Annotated in this window: 20 protein-coding genes; 13 read left to right on the top strand and 7 right to left on the bottom strand. The window is 73.1% G+C overall.

Annotation, left to right across the window (positions count from 1 at the left end; translation table 11 throughout):
• Positions 1-26: 26 nt before the first annotated feature.
• Positions 27-1,520, bottom strand: coding sequence for a DHA2 family efflux MFS transporter permease subunit (locus HZF07_RS13225; RefSeq protein WP_181645159.1), 1,494 nt, complete (start codon positions 1,518-1,520; stop codon positions 27-29).
• A 36-nt stretch (positions 1,521-1,556) separates the two neighbouring features.
• On the opposite strand from HZF07_RS13225, the gene HZF07_RS13220 reads away from it, so the two are divergent.
• Positions 1,557-1,988 (top strand): DUF3151 domain-containing protein, encoded by a 432-nt coding sequence (locus HZF07_RS13220; RefSeq protein WP_157342249.1) that lies wholly within the window; start codon positions 1,557-1,559, stop codon positions 1,986-1,988.
• On the opposite strand, the gene HZF07_RS13215 is transcribed toward HZF07_RS13220, so the two are convergent.
• Positions 1,985-2,878 (bottom strand): LysR family transcriptional regulator, encoded by an 894-nt coding sequence (locus HZF07_RS13215; RefSeq protein WP_157342247.1) that lies wholly within the window; start codon positions 2,876-2,878, stop codon positions 1,985-1,987. The genes HZF07_RS13220 and HZF07_RS13215 overlap by 4 nt on opposite strands.
• A gap of 70 nt (positions 2,879-2,948) precedes the next feature.
• Here HZF07_RS13215 and HZF07_RS13210 point away from each other — a divergent pair, with 70 nt between their 5' ends.
• Positions 2,949-3,905 (top strand): YeiH family protein, encoded by a 957-nt coding sequence (locus HZF07_RS13210; protein WP_181645158.1) that lies wholly within the window; start codon positions 2,949-2,951, stop codon positions 3,903-3,905.
• Here the strand turns inward: HZF07_RS13210 and lysS are convergent.
• Positions 3,902-5,614, bottom strand: a complete 1,713-nt coding sequence (lysS, locus tag HZF07_RS13205) for a lysine--tRNA ligase (RefSeq protein WP_157342245.1) — start codon at positions 5,612-5,614, stop codon at positions 3,902-3,904. The genes HZF07_RS13210 and lysS overlap by 4 nt on opposite strands.
• Positions 5,615-5,885: 271 nt before the next feature.
• On the opposite strand from lysS, the gene HZF07_RS13200 reads away from it, so the two are divergent.
• Positions 5,886-6,875, top strand: coding sequence for a helix-turn-helix domain-containing protein (locus HZF07_RS13200; protein WP_157342243.1), 990 nt, complete (start codon positions 5,886-5,888; stop codon positions 6,873-6,875).
• Here the strand turns inward: HZF07_RS13200 and HZF07_RS24465 are convergent.
• Positions 6,872-7,792 (bottom strand): diacylglycerol/lipid kinase family protein, encoded by a 921-nt coding sequence (locus tag HZF07_RS24465; protein WP_309504723.1) that lies wholly within the window; start codon positions 7,790-7,792, stop codon positions 6,872-6,874. The two genes, HZF07_RS13200 and HZF07_RS24465, sit on opposite strands and share 4 nt — an antisense overlap.
• A 113-nt stretch (positions 7,793-7,905) precedes the next feature.
• Here HZF07_RS24465 and HZF07_RS13190 point away from each other — a divergent pair, with 113 nt between their 5' ends.
• The 5 genes from HZF07_RS13190 (at position 7,906) to purB (ending at position 12,884) form a co-directional block, all read left to right on the top strand.
• Positions 7,906-9,204: an adenylosuccinate synthase gene (locus tag HZF07_RS13190; protein ID WP_157342240.1), complete on the top strand. Its 1,299-nt coding sequence runs from the start codon at positions 7,906-7,908 to the stop codon at positions 9,202-9,204.
• A gap of 18 nt (positions 9,205-9,222) precedes the next feature.
• On the top strand, positions 9,223-9,882 hold the full coding sequence (locus tag HZF07_RS13185; RefSeq protein WP_157342238.1) for a catalase: 660 nt from the start codon (positions 9,223-9,225) through the stop codon (positions 9,880-9,882).
• On the top strand, positions 9,848-10,099 hold the full coding sequence (locus tag HZF07_RS23925) for a catalase family protein (protein WP_181645157.1): 252 nt from the start codon (positions 9,848-9,850) through the stop codon (positions 10,097-10,099). The genes HZF07_RS13185 and HZF07_RS23925 overlap by 35 nt, the downstream gene beginning before the upstream one ends.
• 11 nt (positions 10,100-10,110) lie before the next feature.
• Entirely contained in the window at positions 10,111-11,376 is a 1,266-nt protein-coding gene (purD, locus tag HZF07_RS13175) for a phosphoribosylamine--glycine ligase (RefSeq protein ID WP_181645156.1), read from the top strand.
• A gap of 89 nt (positions 11,377-11,465) precedes the next feature.
• Entirely contained in the window at positions 11,466-12,884 is a 1,419-nt protein-coding gene (gene purB, locus HZF07_RS13170) for an adenylosuccinate lyase (RefSeq protein ID WP_396954810.1), read from the top strand.
• On the opposite strand, the gene HZF07_RS13165 is transcribed toward purB, so the two are convergent.
• Positions 12,881-13,450, bottom strand: a complete 570-nt coding sequence (locus HZF07_RS13165) for a carboxymuconolactone decarboxylase family protein (protein ID WP_181645155.1) — start codon at positions 13,448-13,450, stop codon at positions 12,881-12,883. The genes purB and HZF07_RS13165 overlap by 4 nt on opposite strands.
• Positions 13,451-13,493: 43 nt before the next feature.
• Positions 13,494-14,111 carry a hypothetical protein gene (locus HZF07_RS13160; RefSeq protein WP_157342234.1) on the bottom strand — a complete coding sequence of 206 codons (618 nt, stop codon included), beginning with the start codon at positions 14,109-14,111 and terminating at the stop codon, positions 13,494-13,496.
• A gap of 60 nt (positions 14,112-14,171) precedes the next feature.
• Between HZF07_RS13160 and HZF07_RS13155 the strand changes: the two genes are divergently transcribed.
• Positions 14,172-14,747 carry an antibiotic biosynthesis monooxygenase gene (locus tag HZF07_RS13155; RefSeq protein WP_157342232.1) on the top strand — a complete coding sequence of 192 codons (576 nt, stop codon included), beginning with the start codon at positions 14,172-14,174 and terminating at the stop codon, positions 14,745-14,747.
• Positions 14,748-14,793: 46 nt separating this feature from the next.
• The gene (locus tag HZF07_RS13150) at positions 14,794-15,684 is read left to right on the top strand and encodes a hypothetical protein (protein ID WP_157342230.1); all 891 of its coding nucleotides are present in this window, start codon (positions 14,794-14,796) and stop codon (positions 15,682-15,684) included.
• Here the strand turns inward: HZF07_RS13150 and HZF07_RS13145 are convergent.
• Positions 15,681-16,643: a sulfotransferase family protein gene (locus HZF07_RS13145; protein WP_157342227.1), complete on the bottom strand. Its 963-nt coding sequence runs from the start codon at positions 16,641-16,643 to the stop codon at positions 15,681-15,683. The genes HZF07_RS13150 and HZF07_RS13145 overlap by 4 nt on opposite strands.
• Positions 16,644-16,712: 69 nt before the next feature.
• On the opposite strand from HZF07_RS13145, the gene HZF07_RS13140 reads away from it, so the two are divergent.
• From HZF07_RS13140 to HZF07_RS13130, 3 genes are read left to right on the top strand one after another with little or no spacing between them, the layout of a single operon-like run.
• Complete coding sequence (locus HZF07_RS13140) at positions 16,713-17,597, top strand: phosphoribosylaminoimidazolesuccinocarboxamide synthase (RefSeq protein WP_181645154.1); 885 nt, start codon at positions 16,713-16,715, stop codon at positions 17,595-17,597.
• Positions 17,591-17,989 carry an SRPBCC family protein gene (locus HZF07_RS13135; protein WP_157342225.1) on the top strand — a complete coding sequence of 133 codons (399 nt, stop codon included), beginning with the start codon at positions 17,591-17,593 and terminating at the stop codon, positions 17,987-17,989. Before HZF07_RS13140 ends, HZF07_RS13135 begins: the two co-directional genes overlap by 7 nt.
• Positions 17,986-19,566, top strand: a complete 1,581-nt coding sequence (locus HZF07_RS13130) for a long-chain-fatty-acid--CoA ligase (RefSeq protein WP_157342223.1) — start codon at positions 17,986-17,988, stop codon at positions 19,564-19,566. Before HZF07_RS13135 ends, HZF07_RS13130 begins: the two co-directional genes overlap by 4 nt.
• Position 19,567 lies beyond the last annotated feature (1 nt).

The raw sequence follows: 19,567 nt of genomic DNA, 5'->3' as shown, positions 1-19,567 counted from the left end.
ACGCACTGTCCGTATGACGTCCGCTGCTACTCCGGCGCGGCCGCAGCCGCCGCCGGGAAGCCCGTGTGGCGGGGCCGCTCGAAGCACAGCGAGGCCGCGAGGCCGAGCAGCAGCACGACCGCGGGCAGCAGCAGGGACTGGGCCATCGCCTTGGCGAACTCGTCGGCCACCTGAGCGGGCATGGTGCCGCCGCCGCCCGCCTCGGGGTTGGTCGCCCCGCTCAGGCCGAAGTGGGCCAGCCGGGAGTCCATGAGCACCGCGATCGCGGCCGAGCCGAGCACGCCGCCGACCTGACGCGTGGCGTTGTAGACGCCCGAGCCAGCCCCGGCCTGGGTCAGCGGCAGGTTGCGCATCGCGGTCGCCGACACCGGCGCCCAGATGCAGGCGTTGCCGACGCCCATCAGGATCATCGGGAGCACCAGCTGCCAGACCGCCGAGTCGGGGGTCATCTGGCTGGCCAGCCAGAAGAACGACGTGGCGATCGCGGCGAAGCCGGTGCCGACGATGACGCGGGGGTGGACGGAGTCGGTCAGCCGGCCGACCGGGCGCGCCAGCAGGATCACCATGATCGCCATCGGCACCAGCAGGGCCGCCGCCTCGGTGGGGGTGTAGCCGCGCACGGCCTGGGCGTAGATCATCAGCGGGAAGCCGATCGCGGTGAGCGAGAAGCCCATCACGCTGATCGCGATGTTGCCGACCGAGAAGTTGCGGTCCTTGAAGAGGCTGAGCGGCACCAGCGGCTCGCGGCTGTTGCGCGCCTGCCAGAGCACGAAGAGCCCGAGCACGACGAGTCCCGAGACGATCATCGCGATGATCCAGCCCGCCCAGTCCTGCTGGTGGCCCTCCTGGATGCCGAAGACCAGCAGGAACATGCCGACGCCGGACAGCGCGACGCCCAGCCAGTCGAAGGAGTGCTGGTGGGTCTCGAGCACGGGCACCAGTCGCATCGCGAGCACGAAGCCGACGATGCCGACCGGCACGTTGACGAAGAAGATCCACTCCCAGCCGAGGCCGTCGACGAGCACGCCACCGAGCAGCGGGCCGACCACCATCGAGACGCCCGAGGTCGCACCCCAGAGCGCCATCGCCTTGCCGCGCTCGGCGGCCGGGAAGATCCGGGTGATGATCGCCATCGTCTGCGGCGTCATCAGCGCCGCGCCGAGTCCCTGCACGGTGCGCGCGAGGATCAGCATCTCGATGGTGCCGGTGAGTCCGCACCACAGCGAGGCGAGCGTGAACACCGTGAGGCCCGTGAGGTAGAGCCGGCGCGGCCCGAACCGGTCGCCGAGCCGGCCGGTGATCAGCACCGGGACGGCGTAGGCGAGCAGGTAGGCACTGCTCACCCAGACCACGGAGTTCACGTCGGCGTCGAGATCGGTGATGATCGCCGGCACGGCGACCTGCACGATCGTCATGTCGACGAGGATCATGAAGAAGCCGAGACAGAGCGCGAAGAGCGCCGGCCAGGGCCTCTTGTCGCTGACCGGAGCGGGCGCCGCGGGGGTGTGGGTGTCGGTCACAGGAGAAGTCAACACCTCACCATGGACAATCGCTCCATGAGTTCCTTGACAGGCAACGACCTGATGGCGGGACCGCCGCCGACCCTGCTCCCCGAGGACCCGGCGTCGGCCGAGCTGGTCCCCGGCGCCGACGCGATGGACGTCGTCCGTCGGCACCCCGCGTCGCCCGTGGCCTGGGCGACGCTGGCGACGCTCGCGGCGGAGGCCGAGGAGGACCCGGTCACGATCTACGCGTATGCGCGGGTCGGCTACCACCGCAGCCTCGACCTGCTCCGCCGCAACGGCTGGAAGGGGCACGGCCCGGTGCCGTGGGAGCACGAGCCCAACCGCGGCTTCCTCACCTGCCTCGCGCTGCTGGCGCTCGCCGCCGAGGCGATCGGGGAGGACGAGGAGTGGGAGCGCTGCTCGACGTTCCTGCGCGAGTCCAGCCCCGCCGGGTACGACGTGCTGCTCGGCGCCGAGGACTAGCCGCGCGCCACGCGGACCAGGTCGGCGGCGGCGCCCGCCGGCCGGCGGTCCGGGAGCCAGACGGCCCGCAGGGCGCGGGTGAGGTCGAGGCCGTCGACCGGGACGGCGACCAGCTGTCCGGTCGCGAGCTCGGCGGTGACCGCCAGCTCGCTCAGGACGGCGGCCGCCTCGCCCGCCCCGGCCGCCGCCTTCACGGCGGCCGTGCTGGCGAGCTCCAGGCGTGACGTCCCGAGCTCGAGGCCTTCCCGGGCCAGCGCGCGCACCAGCGTCTCCCGGGTGCCGGACCCGGCCTCGCGGAGCACCAGGTCGCCGGTGACGAGGTCGGACGCGGCGAGCGGCGTACGCCGCCGCGCCCAGGGATGGTCCGGCCCGACGACCACGACGAGCGCGTCGCGGGCGATCGTGGTCGACGCCACCGATCGCGGGACGCTCGGGGACTCCACGAACCCGAGCGCGACCCGGCCGCGCTCGACCTGGCCGACCACCTCGGCGGAGTTGCCGACCTCGAGGCTGACGCGGAGCTCGGGGTGGGTACGCCGGAACCTCGCCAGCCACAGCGGCGCGAGGTACTCCGCGACCGTCAGGCTCGCGGCGACGGCCAGGTGTGCCGCCCGCTGGTCGGCCAGCGACCGGGCACCCATGGTGACCCGGTCGAGCGCGGTGATCGCGTCGCGCGCCCACGCGACGACCACCTCGCCCTCCGTGGTCAGGCGTGAGCCGGCTGGAGTCCGGACCAGCAGCGCGAGCCCGAGCTGCCGCTCCAGCCGGCTCAGGGCCCGGCTGGCGTTGGGCTGCGCGATCCCCACCTCGCGCGCCGCGGCGCCGAGCGACCCGGTCGCCGCCACCCGGACGAGGAGGTCGAGCGCGGTCACGTCGGGCCGAGCACTCATGCATCGATGATATGGGCCCGGGCCGGATCGACGGCTACCGGCGCGCCCGCCGTCGCCCGAGGCTGGAGCCGTGGTCGCCCGTCTCGTGCCCGGACTCGCGCTCGCCGCCGCCGGCGGCGGGTTCGCGCTGCTCCTGCACGCAACGGTCCCGGCGCTGAGCCCGACGCTCGTCGCGATCCTGCTCGGCATGCTGCTCGCCGCCAGAGGGGGCGCTGCGAGCAGCATGCGGCCGGGCCTGCGGGTCGCGTCGCGCCAGGTGCTCCGGGTCGGCGTCGCCCTGCTCGGCCTGCAGCTCGTGCTGCCGGAGATCGTGGCGCTCGGCTGGCCGGTCCTGCTGGTCGCGGCGGCCGTGGTGGTGCTCGGCATCAGCGGCACCCTCGCGCTCGCCCGGCCGCTCGGCGTACCTCCGGAGCAGGCGCTGCTCGTCGCCTGCGGCTTCTCGATCTGCGGCGCCGCCGCGGTCGGTGCCGTCGAGGGCGTGCGCCGCTCGCGAGAGGAGGACGTCGCCACGGTCGTCTCCCTCGTCGTCGTCTGCGGCAGCGCGGTGATGCTGGCACTGCCGCTCGGCGCCGTCGCGCTGGGCTTCACCCCGGCCGCCGCCGGCGCCTGGGCGGGTGCCTCGATCCACGAGGTCGGGCAGGTCGTCGTCGCCGGCGGTCTGGTCGGCGGCCTGGCGCTGCAGGTGGCGGTCGCGGTCAAGCTCGCCCGGGTGCTGATGCTGGCGCCGGTGCTGGCCGTCATCTCCTACCGGTCGCGGCGAGCGGCAGGGGTCCGGCCGCCGCTCGTGCCGGCGTTCGTCGTCGCGTTCCTGGCGTGCGCGGTGGTCGGCGCCGCGCTCCCCGCGCCGGTGCTGGGCGCCGCCACGGTCGTGCAGAGCGGCGCGCTCGCCATGGCGATGTTCGCCCTCGGGTGCAGCCTCGACGTCGGGACCCTGCGGCGCACGGGGGCTCCGTTGCTGATCCTGGCAGCGGCCGCCACCGGGCTGGTCGCGCTGCTCGGACTGCCGGCCGCGCTGCTGGTCGGCTAGGCCGGCGGGGTCAGCAGCGACCGCACCTTCTCCGCGCCGAGCGCGAGGAAGAGCGTCGGCAGCCGCGGGCCACGGTCCGCGTCGACCAGGAGGTTGTAGAGCAGCCGGAAGAAGTCCTTCTGGTCCTGCTTGACCTGGTCGGTCGGGGCGTCGTCGAGCCCGAGCCCGCGGGCGAGCTTGGGCACGCCGTAGATCAGCTCGGTCGTCGCGTCGAGCTCGAGATGGTCGGGCATCCGGTCGAGCAGCTGGCGCAGCCAGATCTCCTCGTCCTCGGACAGCGAGGCCAGCCGCTCCGCGTCGGGCCGCTCGCGGACCGTGGTGCGCTCCTCGGCCGGCACGAAGTCGGACATCCAGGCCATCGCCCGGCCGAGCCGGGGCTGGAGGTCGTCGACCGAGTCGTGCGCGTAGCCGACGTCGGCGACGATCCGGCTGATCAGCTCGGCGCTGCCGGCGGTGACGTCGGCGACCGACGACAGCAGCCGGAAGGACACCACGACGCGCGGGGTCGGCAGCCGCCCGGCGGACGCGGTCGACGAGGCGCGCTCGAAGGCCAGCACCTGGGCGTCGCGCTTCGTCCCCTCGGCCGCCTTGCGACCCAGGGCGTCCCACTCGTCGTACAGCCGCACGACCTCGGCGCCGAAGTCGATGTTGAAGGCCTGCTTGGGCTGCCGGCGCACGTAGAGCCAGCGCAGGATTGGCGCCTCGAGGATCCGCAGCGCGTCGGCCGCCGTCGGCACGCCGCCGGCGGAGGACGACATCTTCTGCACGCCGGCGAAGCCGACGAACGCGTAGGCGACGTAGGACGGGGCCCGGAAGTCGAAGACCCGCTTCACGAGCTCCTTGCCGACCGTGTACGACGAGCCGGGCGTCGAGTGGTCGAGCCCGCCGGGCTCGAAGTCGACGCCCTCGTAGGCCCAGCGCATCGGCCAGTCGACCTTCCAGACCAGCTTGCCCTCGTGCTGCGTGGCGACGTTGGTGACGCCGGTGAATCCGCACGCCGAGCAGGTGTAGGAGAGGTCGGTCGTCTCGTCGTCGTACGCCGTGATCTCGACGGTGTCCCGGCCGCACTCGCGGCAGTAGGGCTTGTAGGGGAAGCGCGCCAGGTCGCCGGTGCCGGCGGGCTCGTCCTCGTCCTCGACGACGGAGTCCTCGAGGGCGGCGGCCTCCTGCTCGTTCTCGGGCTCGGCCTTCTTGGTGCGGTGCTTGCCGAGGACCTCCTCGATCACGTCGCGGTGGCGGATCGCGTGCAGGACCTGCTCGGTGTAGGCGCCGGAGGCGTACTGCTCGGTCTGTGACACCTCCTCCATCTCGATGCCCATCTCGGCCAGCGCCGCCCGCAGCGGGGCCTTGAAGTGCTCGGCCCAGGACGGGTGGCACGCCCACGGGTCCGGGACGGCGGACAGCGGGCGGCCGATGTGCTCGGCCCAGGACGGGTCGACGCCCGCGGGCACCTTGCGGAAGCGGTCGTAGTCGTCCCAGCTGTGCAGGTGGCGGACCGCGAGGCCGCGGCGGCGGATCTCCTCGGCGACGAAGTGCGGGGTGATGAACTCGCGCAGGTTGCCGAGGTGGATGGGGCCGGAGGGGCTGGCGCCGGACGCGCAGGTGATGACCCGGTCCTCGCCGTGCGTGTCGTGGGCGTGCCGGATCGCGTCGTCCGCCGCGCGGGTGACCCAGTCGTGGGGCTCGCCGGACTGCGCGCCTCGTGCCATCGGTGGTGCTCCTGCGGTGCTCGTCGGGGGGGACGGCCAACGCTACCGGTCAGCGGGCACCGGAGATGAAGGAGTGCCGGGCCACCGCCCAGTGGCGGCCCGGCACTCCTGCGCGGGTCGGCCCCGTCACGACCTCATCCCCCGATGTGGGTCGTGCACGGGCCTGTCGCGCCCCGAGATGGCTCTCGTGGCCCCGCGCGTGCTGGCATCGTGGCACTGGCCGCTCCGTGCCAGCCGGAGAAAAGCGGCCACTGGCACTAACATGCCACGTATGGCCGCCGCGGGGACGACGCTGCTGACGGCGCTCGGCTACTCGACCGAGCTCGACCAGCTCTACACGCGGCTGCGCCCGCAGTCGGGCCGGGAGATCGCGCGGATCGCCGCCGCCATGCTGCGCACCCCCGAGGAGCTGCTCTCCGAGGTCGAGCCGCTGGTGGAGGGTGGCATCGTCCGGCTGCGCGGCGACCGGCTCGACGTGGCGACCCCGATCGAGACGCTGCGCCGCGAGGTCGAGGTGCAGGCGGCGTACGCCGGCCGCGCGCAGCGCCTGCTCGGTGGCGTCGGCCGCGCGATCGAGGTGCTCGCCGACGAGCGGCAGCTCGCCAGCGGGCACGACGACCCGCTCACGGAGTCCGTGCGCGGGGAGGTCTGGGTCGGCCCCGGTGACGTCTTCGAGCGGGTGCGCTCCGCCATGCTCGCCAGCGACGGCGACCTGATGTGGCTGCGGCCCGACCAGTGGCGCGACCGGCGCGAGGCCAGGATGGTCGAGCTCGTCGCCGAGATCATCGCCGGCGGCCGTGGCTCGCGGGCCATCTACCCCGTCCGCGTCCTGCACGACGCGCCCGACCAGCTCGCCGCCCGGCTGCGCGCCGGGGAGCAGGTGCGCGTGCTCCCCGAGCTGCCGACCCGGCTGCTGGTCATCGGCGACTCGCACGCGGTCGTCCCGGAGCCCCTGGGGCTGGCCGACCTGCCCTTGACGGTGGTCCAGCAGAGCGGGCTGGTCGCGGCGATGCGGCTGTGGTTCGAGGAGCTGTGGGGCCGGGCCGCCGTGCCGCTCCTCGACGGCGACGAGCCGCGGCTGGACCTGCGCCGGTTCCTCCTCGAGCAGCTCGCCGCCGGCGCCCACGACGAGCAGATCGCGCGCAAGCTCGGCATCAGCCTGCGCACCGTGCGCCGGCGGGTCGCGGACCTGATGACCGAGCTGGGCGCGGACTCGAGGTTCCAGGCGGGGGTGGAGGCCGCGCGCCGCGGGTGGGTCTAGGCCCCGGACGGCAGCATGAGGCGGTACGCCGCCGACTCGACGTGCCAGGTGCGGTGCCGTTCGGGGCCGTAGAGCTCCCCGTCGGCGCTGCACCAGAACGGCCCGCCGGAGACCGACACCCGCTCGCCGCGCAGGTAGGTCACGTCGTCGCGCTCGTGGTGGCTGGCGAAGCCGAGCCGGAAGCCGTAGAGCCACCGGGCCAGGGGCCCGGTCGACCGCGAGACCAGCACGTCGAGGAGGCCGTCCCGGGGCTCGGCCTCGGGGATCAGGTCGGTGCCGCCGCCGACCGACCGGCCGTTGCCGACCGCGACCATGAGCACGGGCTCGTCGACGTCGCAGACGACCTGCCCGTCGACCTCGACCCGGACACGCACCGTGGGTGGGTCGATCGCCGTCAGGGCGGCGCCGATCGGGTAGCCGACCCGCCCCAGGTTGACCCGGCCGACACCGACGGAGCCGAGCCGGTCCTTCCAGATCGAGCCGCGGCGGCTGGCCTCGGCGCCTGCGCCCGCATGCACGCTGTTGACCACGATCTCGCCGACCTCGTCGACCACCAGGTCCATCGGCTTCGCGACGCCGTGCACGACGACCTGGGCAGCCTCCTCGGGGTCGAGGGGGAGGCCGGTCCCGCGGGCGAAGTCGTTGCCGGTGCCGAGCGGGATCAGGCCCAGCACCGCGCGCTCCAGGTCGCGGCGCCGGTGCAGCGCGGCGATGACGGCGTGCAGGCTGCCGTCGCCCCCGACCACCACGATCCGCCGCGAGCCGGCCCGGTGCAGCACGCCGTCCAGCTCCCCCGGACGCGACGTGGACGCCACCTCGACGGACGCGTGCGCGCGCAGCACGCCGAGTGCAGCGCCCAGCCGCTCCTCGTCGGCGGTGCCTGCCTCAGCGTTCGTGATCACGAGGAGCGGGTCCACCCGCGGACCCTAGCCGACGATCGCTGAAGCCGAACCACCCTTTGGTAACGTGTGGCCGCAAGAGCTCCGGTGCGCTTGTGCCGGAGCTGTTTCCTTTCTCCGAGGAGTAGTGCATGCCGGCGATCGCCATCATCGGGGCCCAGTGGGGCGATGAGGGGAAGGGCAAGGCGACCGATCTCCTCGGCTCCCGCGTCGACTACGTCGTGAAGTTCAACGGCGGCAACAACGCCGGTCACACCGTCGTCATCCCGCAGCCGGACGGCACCAGCGAGAAGTACGCGCTGCACCTGCTGCCCAGCGGCATCCTCACCCCCGGCTGCACGCCGGTGATCGGCAACGGCGTGGTCGTCGACCTGCACGTGCTCTTCGAGGAGCTCGAGGCGCTCACCAAGCGCGGCGTCGACGTGGGCAGGCTGAGGATCAGCGCCAACGCGCACCTGATCGCCGACTACAACCGCACGCTCGACAAGGTCACCGAGCGGTTCCTCGGCTCGCGCCGGATCGGCACCACCGGCCGCGGCATCGGGCCGACGTACGCCGACAAGATGAACCGCATCGGCATCCGGGTCCAGGACATCTTCGACGAGAAGATCCTGCGCCAGAAGGTCGAGGGCGCCCTCGACCTCAAGGGCCAGGTGCTCACCAAGATCTACAACCGCAGGCCGCCGACGGTCGACGAGATCGTCGAGGAGCTGCTGGCCTACGCCGACCGGCTCGCGCCGATGGTCTGCGACACCGGCCTGCTGCTCAACCAGGCGCTCGACCGCGGCGAGACCGTCCTGCTCGAGGCCGGCCAGGCGACGCTGCTCGACGTCGACCACGGCACCTACCCCTTCGTCACGTCGTCCTCGGCGACCTCCGGCGGCGCCTGCACCGGCTCGGGCATCCCGCCGACGCGGCTCTCCCAGGTCATCGCGATCGTCAAGGCGTACACGACGCGCGTCGGCGAGGGCCCCTTCCCGACCGAGCTCTTCGACGACGACGGCGAGCACCTGCGCACGGTCGGTGCCGAGTTCGGCACGACGACCGGCCGTCCGCGCCGGTGCGGCTGGTACGACGCGGTCATCGCCCGCTACGCCGCCCGGGTCAACGGCGTCACCGACTTCGTGCTCACCAAGCTCGACGTGCTCACCGGTCTCGAGAAGGTGCCGGTCTGCGTCGCCTACGACGTCGACGGCACCCGCCACGACGAGATGCCGGTCAACCAGTCCGACTTCCACCACGCGACGCCGATCTTCGAGCACCTCGACGGCTGGGCTGAGGACATCTCCGGCGCCCGGACGTTCGCCGACCTGCCGGTCAACGCGCAGCGGTACGTCGAGGCGGTCGAGCAGATGTCGGGCGCGCGGATCTCCGCCGTCGGCGTGGGCCCGTCGCGGGACGCGACGGTCGTGAGACACGAGCTGATCTGAGCCGCTAGCGTCCGGGTCATGCTCGATCCTGTCGTGGCCGTCGACCGGCTGCGCGCGGCGTTCCGCGGACCGGAGAAGCACCGCACCCTGCACGCCAAGGGGCGGTTCTACGCAGGCACGTTCACGGCCACCCCCGAGGCGGCCGCGCTCGGCCGCGCCCTGCACCTGACCGGTGAGTCGGTGCCCGTCCTGGTGCGCTGGTCCAATGCCGGCGGCAACGCCGACGTCCCGGACACGCTCCCGGACATCCGCGGGATGGCGGTGAAGTTCCGGCTCCCGGACGGGACGGCCACCGACCTGCTGGGGCAGACGGCCCGACGGTTCCCGACCGACGACCCCGAGATGTTCGTGAGGATGACCGAGGCGTCGCGCCGGATGGCGACGTTCCCGCTCTTCATGCTGCGGCACCCGTCGATGGCGCCGGCGCTGCTCGACGGCCTCCGCAACGGCGCGGTGCCGAAGCCGGCGAGCTTCGTCGAGCCGTCCTACTACCCGATCCACGCCTACGGCTGGCGGGACGCCGACGACCGCCTGTCCTGGGTCCGCTACGTGCTCGTCGCCCAGCCCGGTGAGCCGCCGGCCGGGTCGTTCGCCGGCCCGGACCGGGTCTTCGACGAGATGGCGGCGCGGCTGGCGCGGGCCGGTGCGCTTCGAGGTACGACTCCAGGTCGCCGGTGACGGCGACGACCCGCACAGCGCGGTGTCGGTCTGGAAGCACCACCGCGAGGTGCTCGGCGGCACGATCGAGGTCACGGAGGCCCTGCCGGACCAGGAGGCCGAGGGTCCGGTGGTCTTCGACCCGACCCGCGTCGTCGACGGGATCGAGCTCTCGGACGACCCGATCCTGCGGTACCGCCCCTCGGCCTATGCGGAGTCGATCGAGCGCCGCGCCTAGGGTGGTCGTCCGTGAGGACCCTCGTCATCGGCACCGGCGGGCGTGAGCACGCGCTCGCGCTCGCGCTCTCCCTCGACCCCGCGGTGAGCGAGGTGCACGCCGCGCCGGGCAACCCCGGCATCGCGGCCGTCGCCACGCTGCACGACGTCGACCCGATGTCGGGTCCCGCCGTGGCCGAGCTCGCCGCGTCGCTCGGGGTCGACCTCGTCGTCGTCGGCCCGGAGGCACCGCTCGTCGCGGGCGTGGCCGACGCGGTGCGGGAGCGGGGCATCGCCGTCTTCGGTCCGTCGGGTGCGGCCGCGCAGCTCGAGGGATCCAAGGCCTTCTCCAAGGACGTGATGGAGGCGGCCGGCGTCCCGACCGCCCGGGCCCGCGCCTGCGAGACCGACGCCGAGGTCGAGGCGGCGCTCGACGACTTCGGCGCGCCGTACGTCGTCAAGGACGACGCGCTCGCGGCCGGCAAGGGCGTCGTCGTCACCCGCGACCGGGCCGAGGCGCTCGCGCACGCCGCGGCGTGCGGCCGGGTGGTGGTCGAGGAGTTCCTCGACGGGCCGGAGGTCTCGGTGTTCGCGATCTGCGACGGCGCCACGGCGTACGCCTTGCAGCCGGCCCAGGACTTCAAGCGGATCTTCGACGGCGGCCGCGGCCCCAACACCGGCGGCATGGGCTCCTACACGCCGTTGACCTGGGCGCAGCCCGACCTCGGCGACGTGGTCCTCGAGCGGGTCGTGCGCCCGACGCTCGCCGAGATGGAGCGGCGCGGCGCGCCGTTCGTGGGCTGCCTCTACGTCGGCCTGGCGCTCACCGACGCCGGCCCGCGGGTGATCGAGTTCAACGTCCGCTTCGGCGACCCCGACATCCAGCCCGTGCTCGCGGTGCTCGACTCCCCGCTGGGCGTGCTGCTCGCCGCCGCGGCCGAGGGCCGGCTGGCCGACGTGGCGGCACCGACCTTCCGCGACGTCGCCGCCGTGACCGTCGTGCTCGCCTCCGCCGGCTACCCGGAGTCGTCGTCCACGGGCGACGTCATCGTGGGTGCCGAGCTCGCCGACGGGCAGCCGGACATCGACGTCATCCACGCGGGCACGGCGCTCTCCGGCGACTCGCTGGTGACGGCCGGTGGCCGGGTGCTCGCCGTCCGCGCCCTCGGGACCGACGTCGCCGCCGCGCGCGCCACGGCGTACGAGGCCGCCGACCTGATCACCTTCGAGGGGCTCCAGCGCCGCAGCGACATCGCCGCCGAGCCGCTCGGCGTGGTCGAGGGCGCCTCCGTCCGTTGAGTCGAGACTTCTGACGGTCGAGTAGAGAGAAGATGACTCGATTGAACCGTCAGAAGTCTCGACTCAACCGTCGTGGGAGGATGAGGCACGTGACCGTGCCGAACGTCCTCGCTTCTCGCTACGCCTCCGCCGAACTGGCCCGCATCTGGTCACCGGAGCACAAGATCGTCCTCGAGCGGCTGCTGTGGATCGCGGTGCTCGAGGCCCAGCGCGACCTCGGCATCGAGGTCCCGGACGGGGTGCTCGAGGCCTACCGCGACGTCGTGGGCAAGGTCGACCTCGAGTCAATCGCGGCCCGCGAGCGGGTCACCCGGCACGACGTGAAGGCCCGGATCGAGGAGTTCTCGGCGCTCGCCGGGCACGAGCACATCCACAAGGGCATGACCTCGCGGGACCTGACCGAGAACGTCGAGCAGCTGCAGGTCAAGCAGTCGCTCGCGCTCGTGCGGGATCGCGCCGTGGCGGCGCTGGCCCGGCTGGCCCGCCTCGCCGCCGAGCACGAGGCGACCGTGATGGCCGGGCGCAGCCACAACGTGGCGGCGCAGGCGACCACGCTCGGCAAGCGGTTCGCGACCGTCGCCGACGAGATGCTGGTGGCGCTGGCCCGGGTCGAGGACCTGCTGGCCCGCTACCCGCTGCGCGGCATCAAGGGCCCGATGGGCACCGCCCAGGACATGCTCGACCTGCTCGACGGCGACGCCGCCAAGCTGCGCGAGCTCGAGGAGCGGGTGGCCCACCACCTCGGCTTCGAGCAGACGTTGACCAGCGTCGGCCAGGTCTACCCGCGCAGCCTCGACTTCGACGTCGTCAGCGCGTTGGTCCAGCTGGTCTCCGGCCCGTCCAACCTCGCGACCACGATCCGGCTGATGGCCGGCAACGAGCTGGTGACCGAGGGCTTCCAGGAGGGTCAGGTCGGCTCCTCGGCGATGCCGCACAAGATGAACAGCCGGTCCGCCGAGCGGGTCAACGGCCTGGCCGTGGTGCTCCGCGGCCACCTCTCGATGGTCAGCGAGCTCGCCGGCGACCAGTGGAACGAGGGCGACGTCTCCGACTCCGTCGTACGCCGGGTGGCGCTGCCCGATGCGTTCTTCGCCGCCGACGGGCTGTTCGAGACGTTCCTGACGGTCCTCGACGAGTTCGGCGCCTTCCCGGCGGTGATCCAGCGCGAGCTCGACCGCTACCTGCCGTTCCTCTCCACCACGAAGGTGCTGATGGCGGCGGTCCGCAACGGCGTGGGCCGCGAGGCCGCGCACGAAGCGATCAAGGAGGCCGCGGTCGGCACCGCGCTCGACATGCGCCAGGGCCAGACGGAGAACGACGTCTTCGCGCGGCTCGCCGCCGACGAGCGTCTCGGCCTCACCGCCGACCAGCTCGCGACGCTGGTGGCCGAGCCGATCACCTTCACCGGGGCCGCGGTCGACCAGGTCCAGGTCGTGGTGCGCCGGGTCGCCGAGGTGACCGCGCGGCACCCGGAGGCCGCGGCGTACTCGCCGGGCGCGATCCTCTAGCGACCCCAGGTCACGGCGTCGACGACCTCGTCGGGAGCGGCGGCGCGGAGCTCGTCGTCGGGTACGGCGCCGAGCGCGTCGTTGACGGTCGAGAACGCCATCCGCAGCGCGACGAAGGTGGTGACCGCGAAGATCGTGCGGTCGGCGAGCCCGGCGTCGCGGAGGGCCTGGACGTCGGCCTCGGTCGTGGCGTTGGGGTCGGCGGCCACCTTGCGCGCCCAGGTGGCCATCGCTCGCTCGGCGTCGGTCATGCCGTCGGCCGCACCGCCGAGGGCCGCGGCCGCGAACGCCGGGTCGGACTCGCGCGCGAGCTTGGCGCCCCACGCGAGCGAGCAGTAGGAGTCACCCATCGCCGACGCGCACGCGGTCACCAGGATGCCGCGCTCGCGCATCGACAGCCCGCCCTCGCGGGCGACCGCACCGATCAGGTCGAAGAGCGCGTCGTGGGCGTCCGGGTGGTGCGCCCACGCGCGGTTGAGGTTCATCACGTAGCCGTACGACGCCACGTCGGCGTCGTACAGCGCCTGGATCCGCGGCGTGATCGGGGGCTCGGCGAGGAAGGTCATGAGCGCAGTCTGCGCCAGCGGACCCGCCCCGCGACATGGCCCGTCAGGCGCGTGCGGTGCCGCCCCAGTTGGCCAGCTTCGTGGCGACCGTGTGCAGATCCGCGCGCCAGGCCGTCTCGTCGACCGGGGGCAGGATGTCGTCCCACTCGACGGCGTAGGAGCCCTTGATCTGCTCGAAGCCCTGCGGCCGGGCGAAGAACCAGATGTGCGAGTGGGCCGACCCGTCGCCCCAGCGGTTGACGTGCACGCGGCCGATGCCGGGCATCGCCTCGATGATCCGCACCAGGCGGTTGGCGATCCGGCCGAGCTCGCCGGCGTGCTCGTCGTCGAAGCCGCCGATGTCGAAGTGCTGACGGGTCCAGAGGACCAGCACCAGCGGGAGCCCGGTCGGCTTCGGCTCCGCCAGCAGCACCCAGTGCTCGTCCTCCCACACGACCCGCTCGGGCGGGAAGCCGTTGCACGCGAAGCACGGCTTGCCACCGGCTTCGCCCTCGCGTGGTGCCTCCGCACCGGGTGCGGCGAGCACCTTCGGCAGGACGGCGCCGTCGACGGCCTCCCACGGGAAGATGTCCCACGCGCTCATGCCGGGAGCGGGCAGACGCCCGTCCTCCCCGGCCGCGGCGGTCACACGGGCGTAGAGCTGGTCAGCAGACTCCGGCATGGCCTCACTGTGCCAAACGCCGATGCGGGTCCTCACCGCGACCCCCAGGACAATGGCTCCATGAGCAGCCCGGTCACCGTCTCGATCACCCGGACCATCAGCCCCGGACACCAGGACGAGATGGAGGCGTGGATCCGGGCGGGCTCCGCCCTGGCCGCCCGCTTCGACGGCTTCCTCGGGTCCGGCTGGGTGCGCCCGGCGGCGGACTCCGAGGAGTGGCACATGCTCTACCGCTTCGACGACGCCGCGTCGCTGGCCGGCTGGGAGGCCTCGGACCAGCGGCGCTGGTGGCTCGGTGCCGCGCAGGGTCTGGTGGGGGAGTCGCGGGTCGAGCGCCGGACCGGCATCGAGGGCTGGTTCGACCCGCCGGCGACGTACGACGAGGTCGACCTGCGCCCGGCGCCGCCCGCCCCGCCGCGGTGGAAGCAGGCGGTCGTGATCTTCCTGGTGTTCTACCCGCTCAGCGTGCTGGCCAACTGGGCCGCCGGCCACGTCATCGCCGGTTGGCCGCTGCCGCTGCGGGTGCTCGCGGTGGTGCTCGTGATGACCCCGGTGATGACCTACCTCGCGCTGCCGTGGATCACCAAGCGGATGGAGTGGTGGCTGCAGGGCCGCCCCGCGCCCTGGCGCTCCTGACTCGCCGCTCCCATAGTCAATTGGAATAGTCGACTATGCTGGCGGCATGTCCGTGGAGACGCTGCCGCCCATCCCGTCGTACGACGAAGGGGTGCGCGTCGTGGTGCCGGCTCCGGACGCCGGCCCGGGCAACTGGGCGGGCGCCGCGAGCGCGGTGCTCGTCGACGGCACGTTCTGGCTGACCTACCGGGTGCGCCGCCCGCTCACCGAGGGCCGCGGGGTCGCGGTGGTGGTCGCCAGGTCCGCGGACGGCGTGACGTTCGAGCCGGTCGCGCAGGTGGAGCGCGAGGCGTTCGGCTGCGAGTCCTTCGAGCGGCCGGTGCTGGTGCCGGTGCCCGGGCTGGGCTGGCGGCTCTACCTGTCCTGCGCGACGCCGGGCTCCAAGCACTGGTGGGTCGACAGCCTGACCGCGCCGACCCCCGCCGAGCTGCCCGCCGGGCACCAGCAGGTCGTGCTGCCCGGCGACGACGAGGTCGCGGTCAAGGACCCGGTCGTCGAGAGGATCGACGACGGCTGGCGGATGTGGCTGTGCTGCCACCCGCTCTCCGACCCGGGCCACGAGGACCGGATGACGACCCGGCTGCTCACCAGCGCCGACGGGCTCGGCTGGGCCGACCAGGGCGAGGTGCTCGCCGGGCGGCCGGGCCGCTGGGACGCGCGCGGCGCCCGGGTCACCGCCGTGGTCGCGCAGCGCCCGCTGACCGTGCTGTACGACGGTCGCCCCGACGCCGCCTCCAACTGGCACGAGACGACCGGGGTCGCCCGCTGGGACGGGCAGCGCCTGGTCGCCGACGACGAGGACCCGCTCGTCTCGCCGCACTCCGACGGTGCCTGGCGCTATGCGTCCGCGGTCCGCCTGCCCGACGGCCGGACCCGCTTCTACGTCGAGGCCGCCCGCCAGGACGGCGCGCACGACCTGGTGACCGTGGTGCGCTAGGCGCCCTTGGCGCGCTCCTCGAAGGAGCCCTTGTCCTCGGTCGAGAGCCAGTCGGAGAAGTCCTGGCCGGTGAGCGAGGACAGTAGGTGGACGTCGTCGGCGAAGGCCGGCAACAGGCGCTCGCGCTGCTCGGGCTCGAGCCGGGGCCGCCGCAGGTCGCCGGACCGGAGCCGAGTCACGAGCGGCGCGCTGGCGCGGCGCCACACGTCCGGCGGGGCGAACTGCCCGGCCCAGGCGCCGGCGCGGACGACGGGTCCGAGCACGGTCGGCCGCCATCCCGGCGGGACGTAGCTGCGTGAGTTGTCCTGCGGGATGGTGGCGACCGTGCCCGGAGTGATGCCCAGGAACCGGCACGCGCGATCGACGGCCGCGCGCGGGTCGTCGACGATGTCGCGGTAGCGCAGCACCAGGACCCGCTCGGGGTCGACGTGCCGCTGCAGGTGCGCGAGCTGCTCGCCGTAGCGCCCGAGGTCGCGGTAGCGCCAGAACGGCGCCCAGCCGGCCTCGACCCGCTCGTCCTGGAGCCTGAACGCCGTCTCGAAGTCCGCGACCGGCTCGAGACCGTCGCACCACAGGTGCATCCAGTTGGAGTAGGCCCGGTCGATCGGGTCGCGGACCACCGCGATCAGCCGCACCGCCGGCAGGTACTCCGCGATGCGGCGGTGCGCGCCCCGGCTCCAGAGGTAGAAGGGCGTGCTCTCGCCGCGGACCGCGCGGCGCGGCGCGTGGGCGAACAGGGCGGCGTACTCGTCACGCCGCCAGATCCACTCCCGCTGCGAGTGCGCGTCACCCGGACCGCGCCAGGCCGGTGGCGGCGCGTCGTCGCAGAGCCAGTACTTCGGCTCCTTCGGGGAGGTCACGAAGACCTCGGGGTGCTGGGAGAGCGCGGCGTGCAGCGCGGTGGTGCCCGCCTTCGGCGCTCCGACGATCAGGAAGTCGGGCTGTGCGGCACGGGTCATGGTCCCTCCTCGCAAATCACATTAACCGAGTACACAAAGGAGAGGAAGGCGGCGCCCTAGAGTGGCCCCGTGGCCGAGCTCAACATCCCGACCGCGCCCGCCATCGAGGGCGCCACCCACCTCCACTCGGGGAAGGTCCGCGACCTCTACGAGCTGCCGGGCGGTGACCTGCTGATGGTCGCCAGCGACCGGATCTCGATCTTCGACTTCGTGCTCGACACGACGATCCCGGACAAGGGCGAGATCCTGACCCGGATGTCGTTGTGGTGGTTCGACCAGCTCGCCGACCTGGTGCCCAACCACGTCATCTCGACCGACGTCCCCGACGCCGTGAAGGGACGCGCCGTCGTGTGCGAGCGGCTGGCGATGTACCCGGTCGAGTGCGTCGCCCGCGGCTACCTCACCGGCTCCGGCCTGCTCGACTACCGCGCGAGCGGCGAGGTCTGCGGCATCGCGCTCCCGGACGGGCTCGAGGACGGCAGCCGTCTCCCGGGGCCGATCTTCACGCCGGCCACCAAGGCCGAGCTCGGCGACCACGACGAGAACGTCACGTACGCCGACGTCGTGACCACCATCGGCGGCGAGCGCGCCGCGGAGCTGCGCGAGCTCACGCTGGGCGTCTACGCCCGGGCCGAGTCGATCGCCCGCGAGCGGGGGATCATCCTGGCCGACACCAAGCTCGAGTTCGGCGCCCGGCCCGACGGCACCACCGTGCTGGGCGACGAGGTGCTCACCCCGGACTCCTCCCGCTTCTGGCCGGCCGCCGAGTGGCAGCCCGGCCGCACGCAGCCGTCGTACGACAAGCAGATCGTGCGCAACTGGGCGCTCTCCCCGGAGTCCGGCTGGGACAAGGCCTCCGGCGAGGCGCCGCCCCCGCTGCCGCCCGAGGTCGTCGAGCGCACCCGCGGCCGGTACGTCGAGGCCTTCGAGCTGCTCACCGGGCAGCGTTGGTAACGGTCTCGTTCCCCGCTCCCCGCGAGGTGGTCTTCGACTACCTCGCGGACCCGAGCAACCGGTCGCGGTGGCAGTCGAGCCTCGCGCGGGTCGAGGCCGTCGACGGCGAGCCGCGCGTGGGCCAGACCTGGACCGACGTCACCCGGGTCGGTGTCCGTCCCCGAATGGAGACCACCGAGCTCGACCGGCCGCGCCGCTGGACCGAGCGCGGCACCTGGCGCGGCATCGCGGCGACGCTGACGCTGACCTTCGAGCCGAGCCCGTCCGGGTGCGACGTCACGGCGGTCTTCGAGCTCACCGGTCCCCGGTTGCTCGTCGCACCGCTGCGGGTGCTGGCCCCGCTCGGGGTGCGCAGTGACCTGCGCCACGCGGCGAGTACGTTCTCCCCATGACGACGTACAACCTGGCCAGCCTGCTCGAGGAGAGCGCCGCGGCCTACCCCGACCGCACCGCGATCGTCTTCGGCGAGCGGCGGCTGTCGTACACCGAGGTCGACACGTTCGCGAACATGGTCGCCGGGCTCCTGGCCGACCGCGGCATCGCGCCGGGCGACAAGGTCGCGCTGAGCTGCCCGAACCTGCCCTACTTCACGATCGTCTACTACGGCATCCTCAAGGCCGGGGCGACCGTCGTGCCGCTCAACGTGCTGCTGAAGGGCCGCGAGGTCGCCTACCACCTGGCCGACTCCGACGCGAAGGCCTACTTCTGCTTCCAGGGCACCCCCGAGCTCGCGATCGGCGAGGAGGGGTACGCCGGCTTCCAGCAGACCGACGGCTGCGAGCACTTCTTCATGATCACCGCCGACCTCGCCGCGCCGTCGCCGATCGACGGCACCGAGACGATGGCCCAGGCGATGGGCGGCCAGACCGGCGCGTTCGAGACCGTCGCCACCGACGAGGACGACACGGCGGTCATCCTCTACACCTCCGGGACCACCGGCCAGCCCAAGGGCGCCGAGCTGCGGCACCGCAACATGCGCGACAACGCGCTGTCCGGCGCGGCCCTCTTCGGCGCGGACGCGGACCGGCCCGACAGCTACCTGTGCGTGCTGCCGCTCTTCCACTCCTTCGGTCAGACCGTCTGCCAGAACGGCGCGTTCGCCTACGGCGGCACGGTCGTGATGCTGCCGCGCTTCGAGGCCCGCGCCGCGCTCGACCTGATGAAGAACGAGAACATCACCTTCTTCGCCGGCGTCCCGACGATGTACTGGGGCCTGCTCGGCGCCCTCGAGGGCGCCCAGGCCGACGGCCTCGACGTCCAGGAGGTCGCCGACCACCTCCGGGTCGCGGTCGCCGGCGGCTCGGCGCTCCCGGTCGAGGTGCACAAGGAGTTCGAGCGACGCTTCGGCGTGACGATCCTCGAGGGCTACGGCCTGTCGGAGACCTCGCCGGTCGCGTCGTTCTCCAAGTACGGCGAGCCGGTGCGGGTCGGCTCCATCGGCCTGCCGATCCCCGGCGTCGAGATGCGCCTCCTCGACCCCGCCTCGACCCCCGGTGACTTCCGCGACGCGCCCGAGGGCGAGATCGGCGAGATCGCGATCAAGGGCCACAACATCATGAAGGGCTACTACGGCCGCCCGGACGCGACGGCCGAGGTCATCAGCGACGGCTGGTTCCGCTCCGGCGACCTGGCCCGGCGGGACGAGGACGGCTGGTACTACATCGTCGACCGGTCCAAGGACATGATCATCCGGGGCGGCTTCAACGTGTACCCGCGCGAGATCGAGGAGGTGCTGATGACGCACCCGGCGGTCTCGCTGGCTGCGGTCATCGGCGTCCCGCACGAGAGCCACGGCGAGGAGATCAAGGCCGTGGTCATCAAGGCGCCCGGCGCCGAGGTGACCGAGGACGAGCTCGTGGCGTGGGGCAAGGAGCAGATGGCGGCGTACAAGTACCCGCGGATCGTGCAGTTCCTCGACGCCCTGCCGATGACCTCGACCGGCAAGATCCTCAAGCGCGAGCTGAGCTGAG

The sequence above is a fragment of the Nocardioides agri genome (assembly GCF_013778305.1).
Lineage (GTDB): Bacteria > Actinomycetota > Actinomycetes > Propionibacteriales > Nocardioidaceae > Nocardioides > Nocardioides agri.
This window is presented reverse-complemented; position numbering and strand designations above follow the sequence as displayed.

Excerpts from the sequence above, each read along its gene's own strand:
- HZF07_RS13220 (WP_157342249.1), top strand. The coding sequence starts at position 1,557 with ATGAGTTCCTTGACAGGCAACGACCTGATGGCGGGACCGCCGCCGACC.
- HZF07_RS13150 (WP_157342230.1), top strand. The coding sequence starts at position 14,794 with ATGTCCGTGGAGACGCTGCCGCCCATCCCGTCGTACGACGAAGGGGTG.
- HZF07_RS13215 (WP_157342247.1), bottom strand. The coding sequence starts at position 2,878 with ATGAGTGCTCGGCCCGACGTGACCGCGCTCGACCTCCTCGTCCGGGTG.
- lysS (WP_157342245.1), bottom strand. The coding sequence starts at position 5,614 with ATGGCACGAGGCGCGCAGTCCGGCGAGCCCCACGACTGGGTCACCCGC.
- HZF07_RS13185 (WP_157342238.1), top strand. The coding sequence starts at position 9,223 with ATGCTCGATCCTGTCGTGGCCGTCGACCGGCTGCGCGCGGCGTTCCGC.
- HZF07_RS13165 (WP_181645155.1), bottom strand. The coding sequence starts at position 13,450 with ATGACCTTCCTCGCCGAGCCCCCGATCACGCCGCGGATCCAGGCGCTG.
- HZF07_RS13200 (WP_157342243.1), top strand. The coding sequence starts at position 5,886 with ATGGCCGCCGCGGGGACGACGCTGCTGACGGCGCTCGGCTACTCGACC.
- HZF07_RS13190 (WP_157342240.1), top strand. The coding sequence starts at position 7,906 with ATGCCGGCGATCGCCATCATCGGGGCCCAGTGGGGCGATGAGGGGAAG.
- HZF07_RS13145 (WP_157342227.1), bottom strand. The coding sequence starts at position 16,643 with ATGACCCGTGCCGCACAGCCCGACTTCCTGATCGTCGGAGCGCCGAAG.
- HZF07_RS13155 (WP_157342232.1), top strand. The coding sequence starts at position 14,172 with ATGAGCAGCCCGGTCACCGTCTCGATCACCCGGACCATCAGCCCCGGA.
- HZF07_RS13160 (WP_157342234.1), bottom strand. The coding sequence starts at position 14,111 with ATGCCGGAGTCTGCTGACCAGCTCTACGCCCGTGTGACCGCCGCGGCC.
- HZF07_RS13130 (WP_157342223.1), top strand. The coding sequence starts at position 17,986 with ATGACGACGTACAACCTGGCCAGCCTGCTCGAGGAGAGCGCCGCGGCC.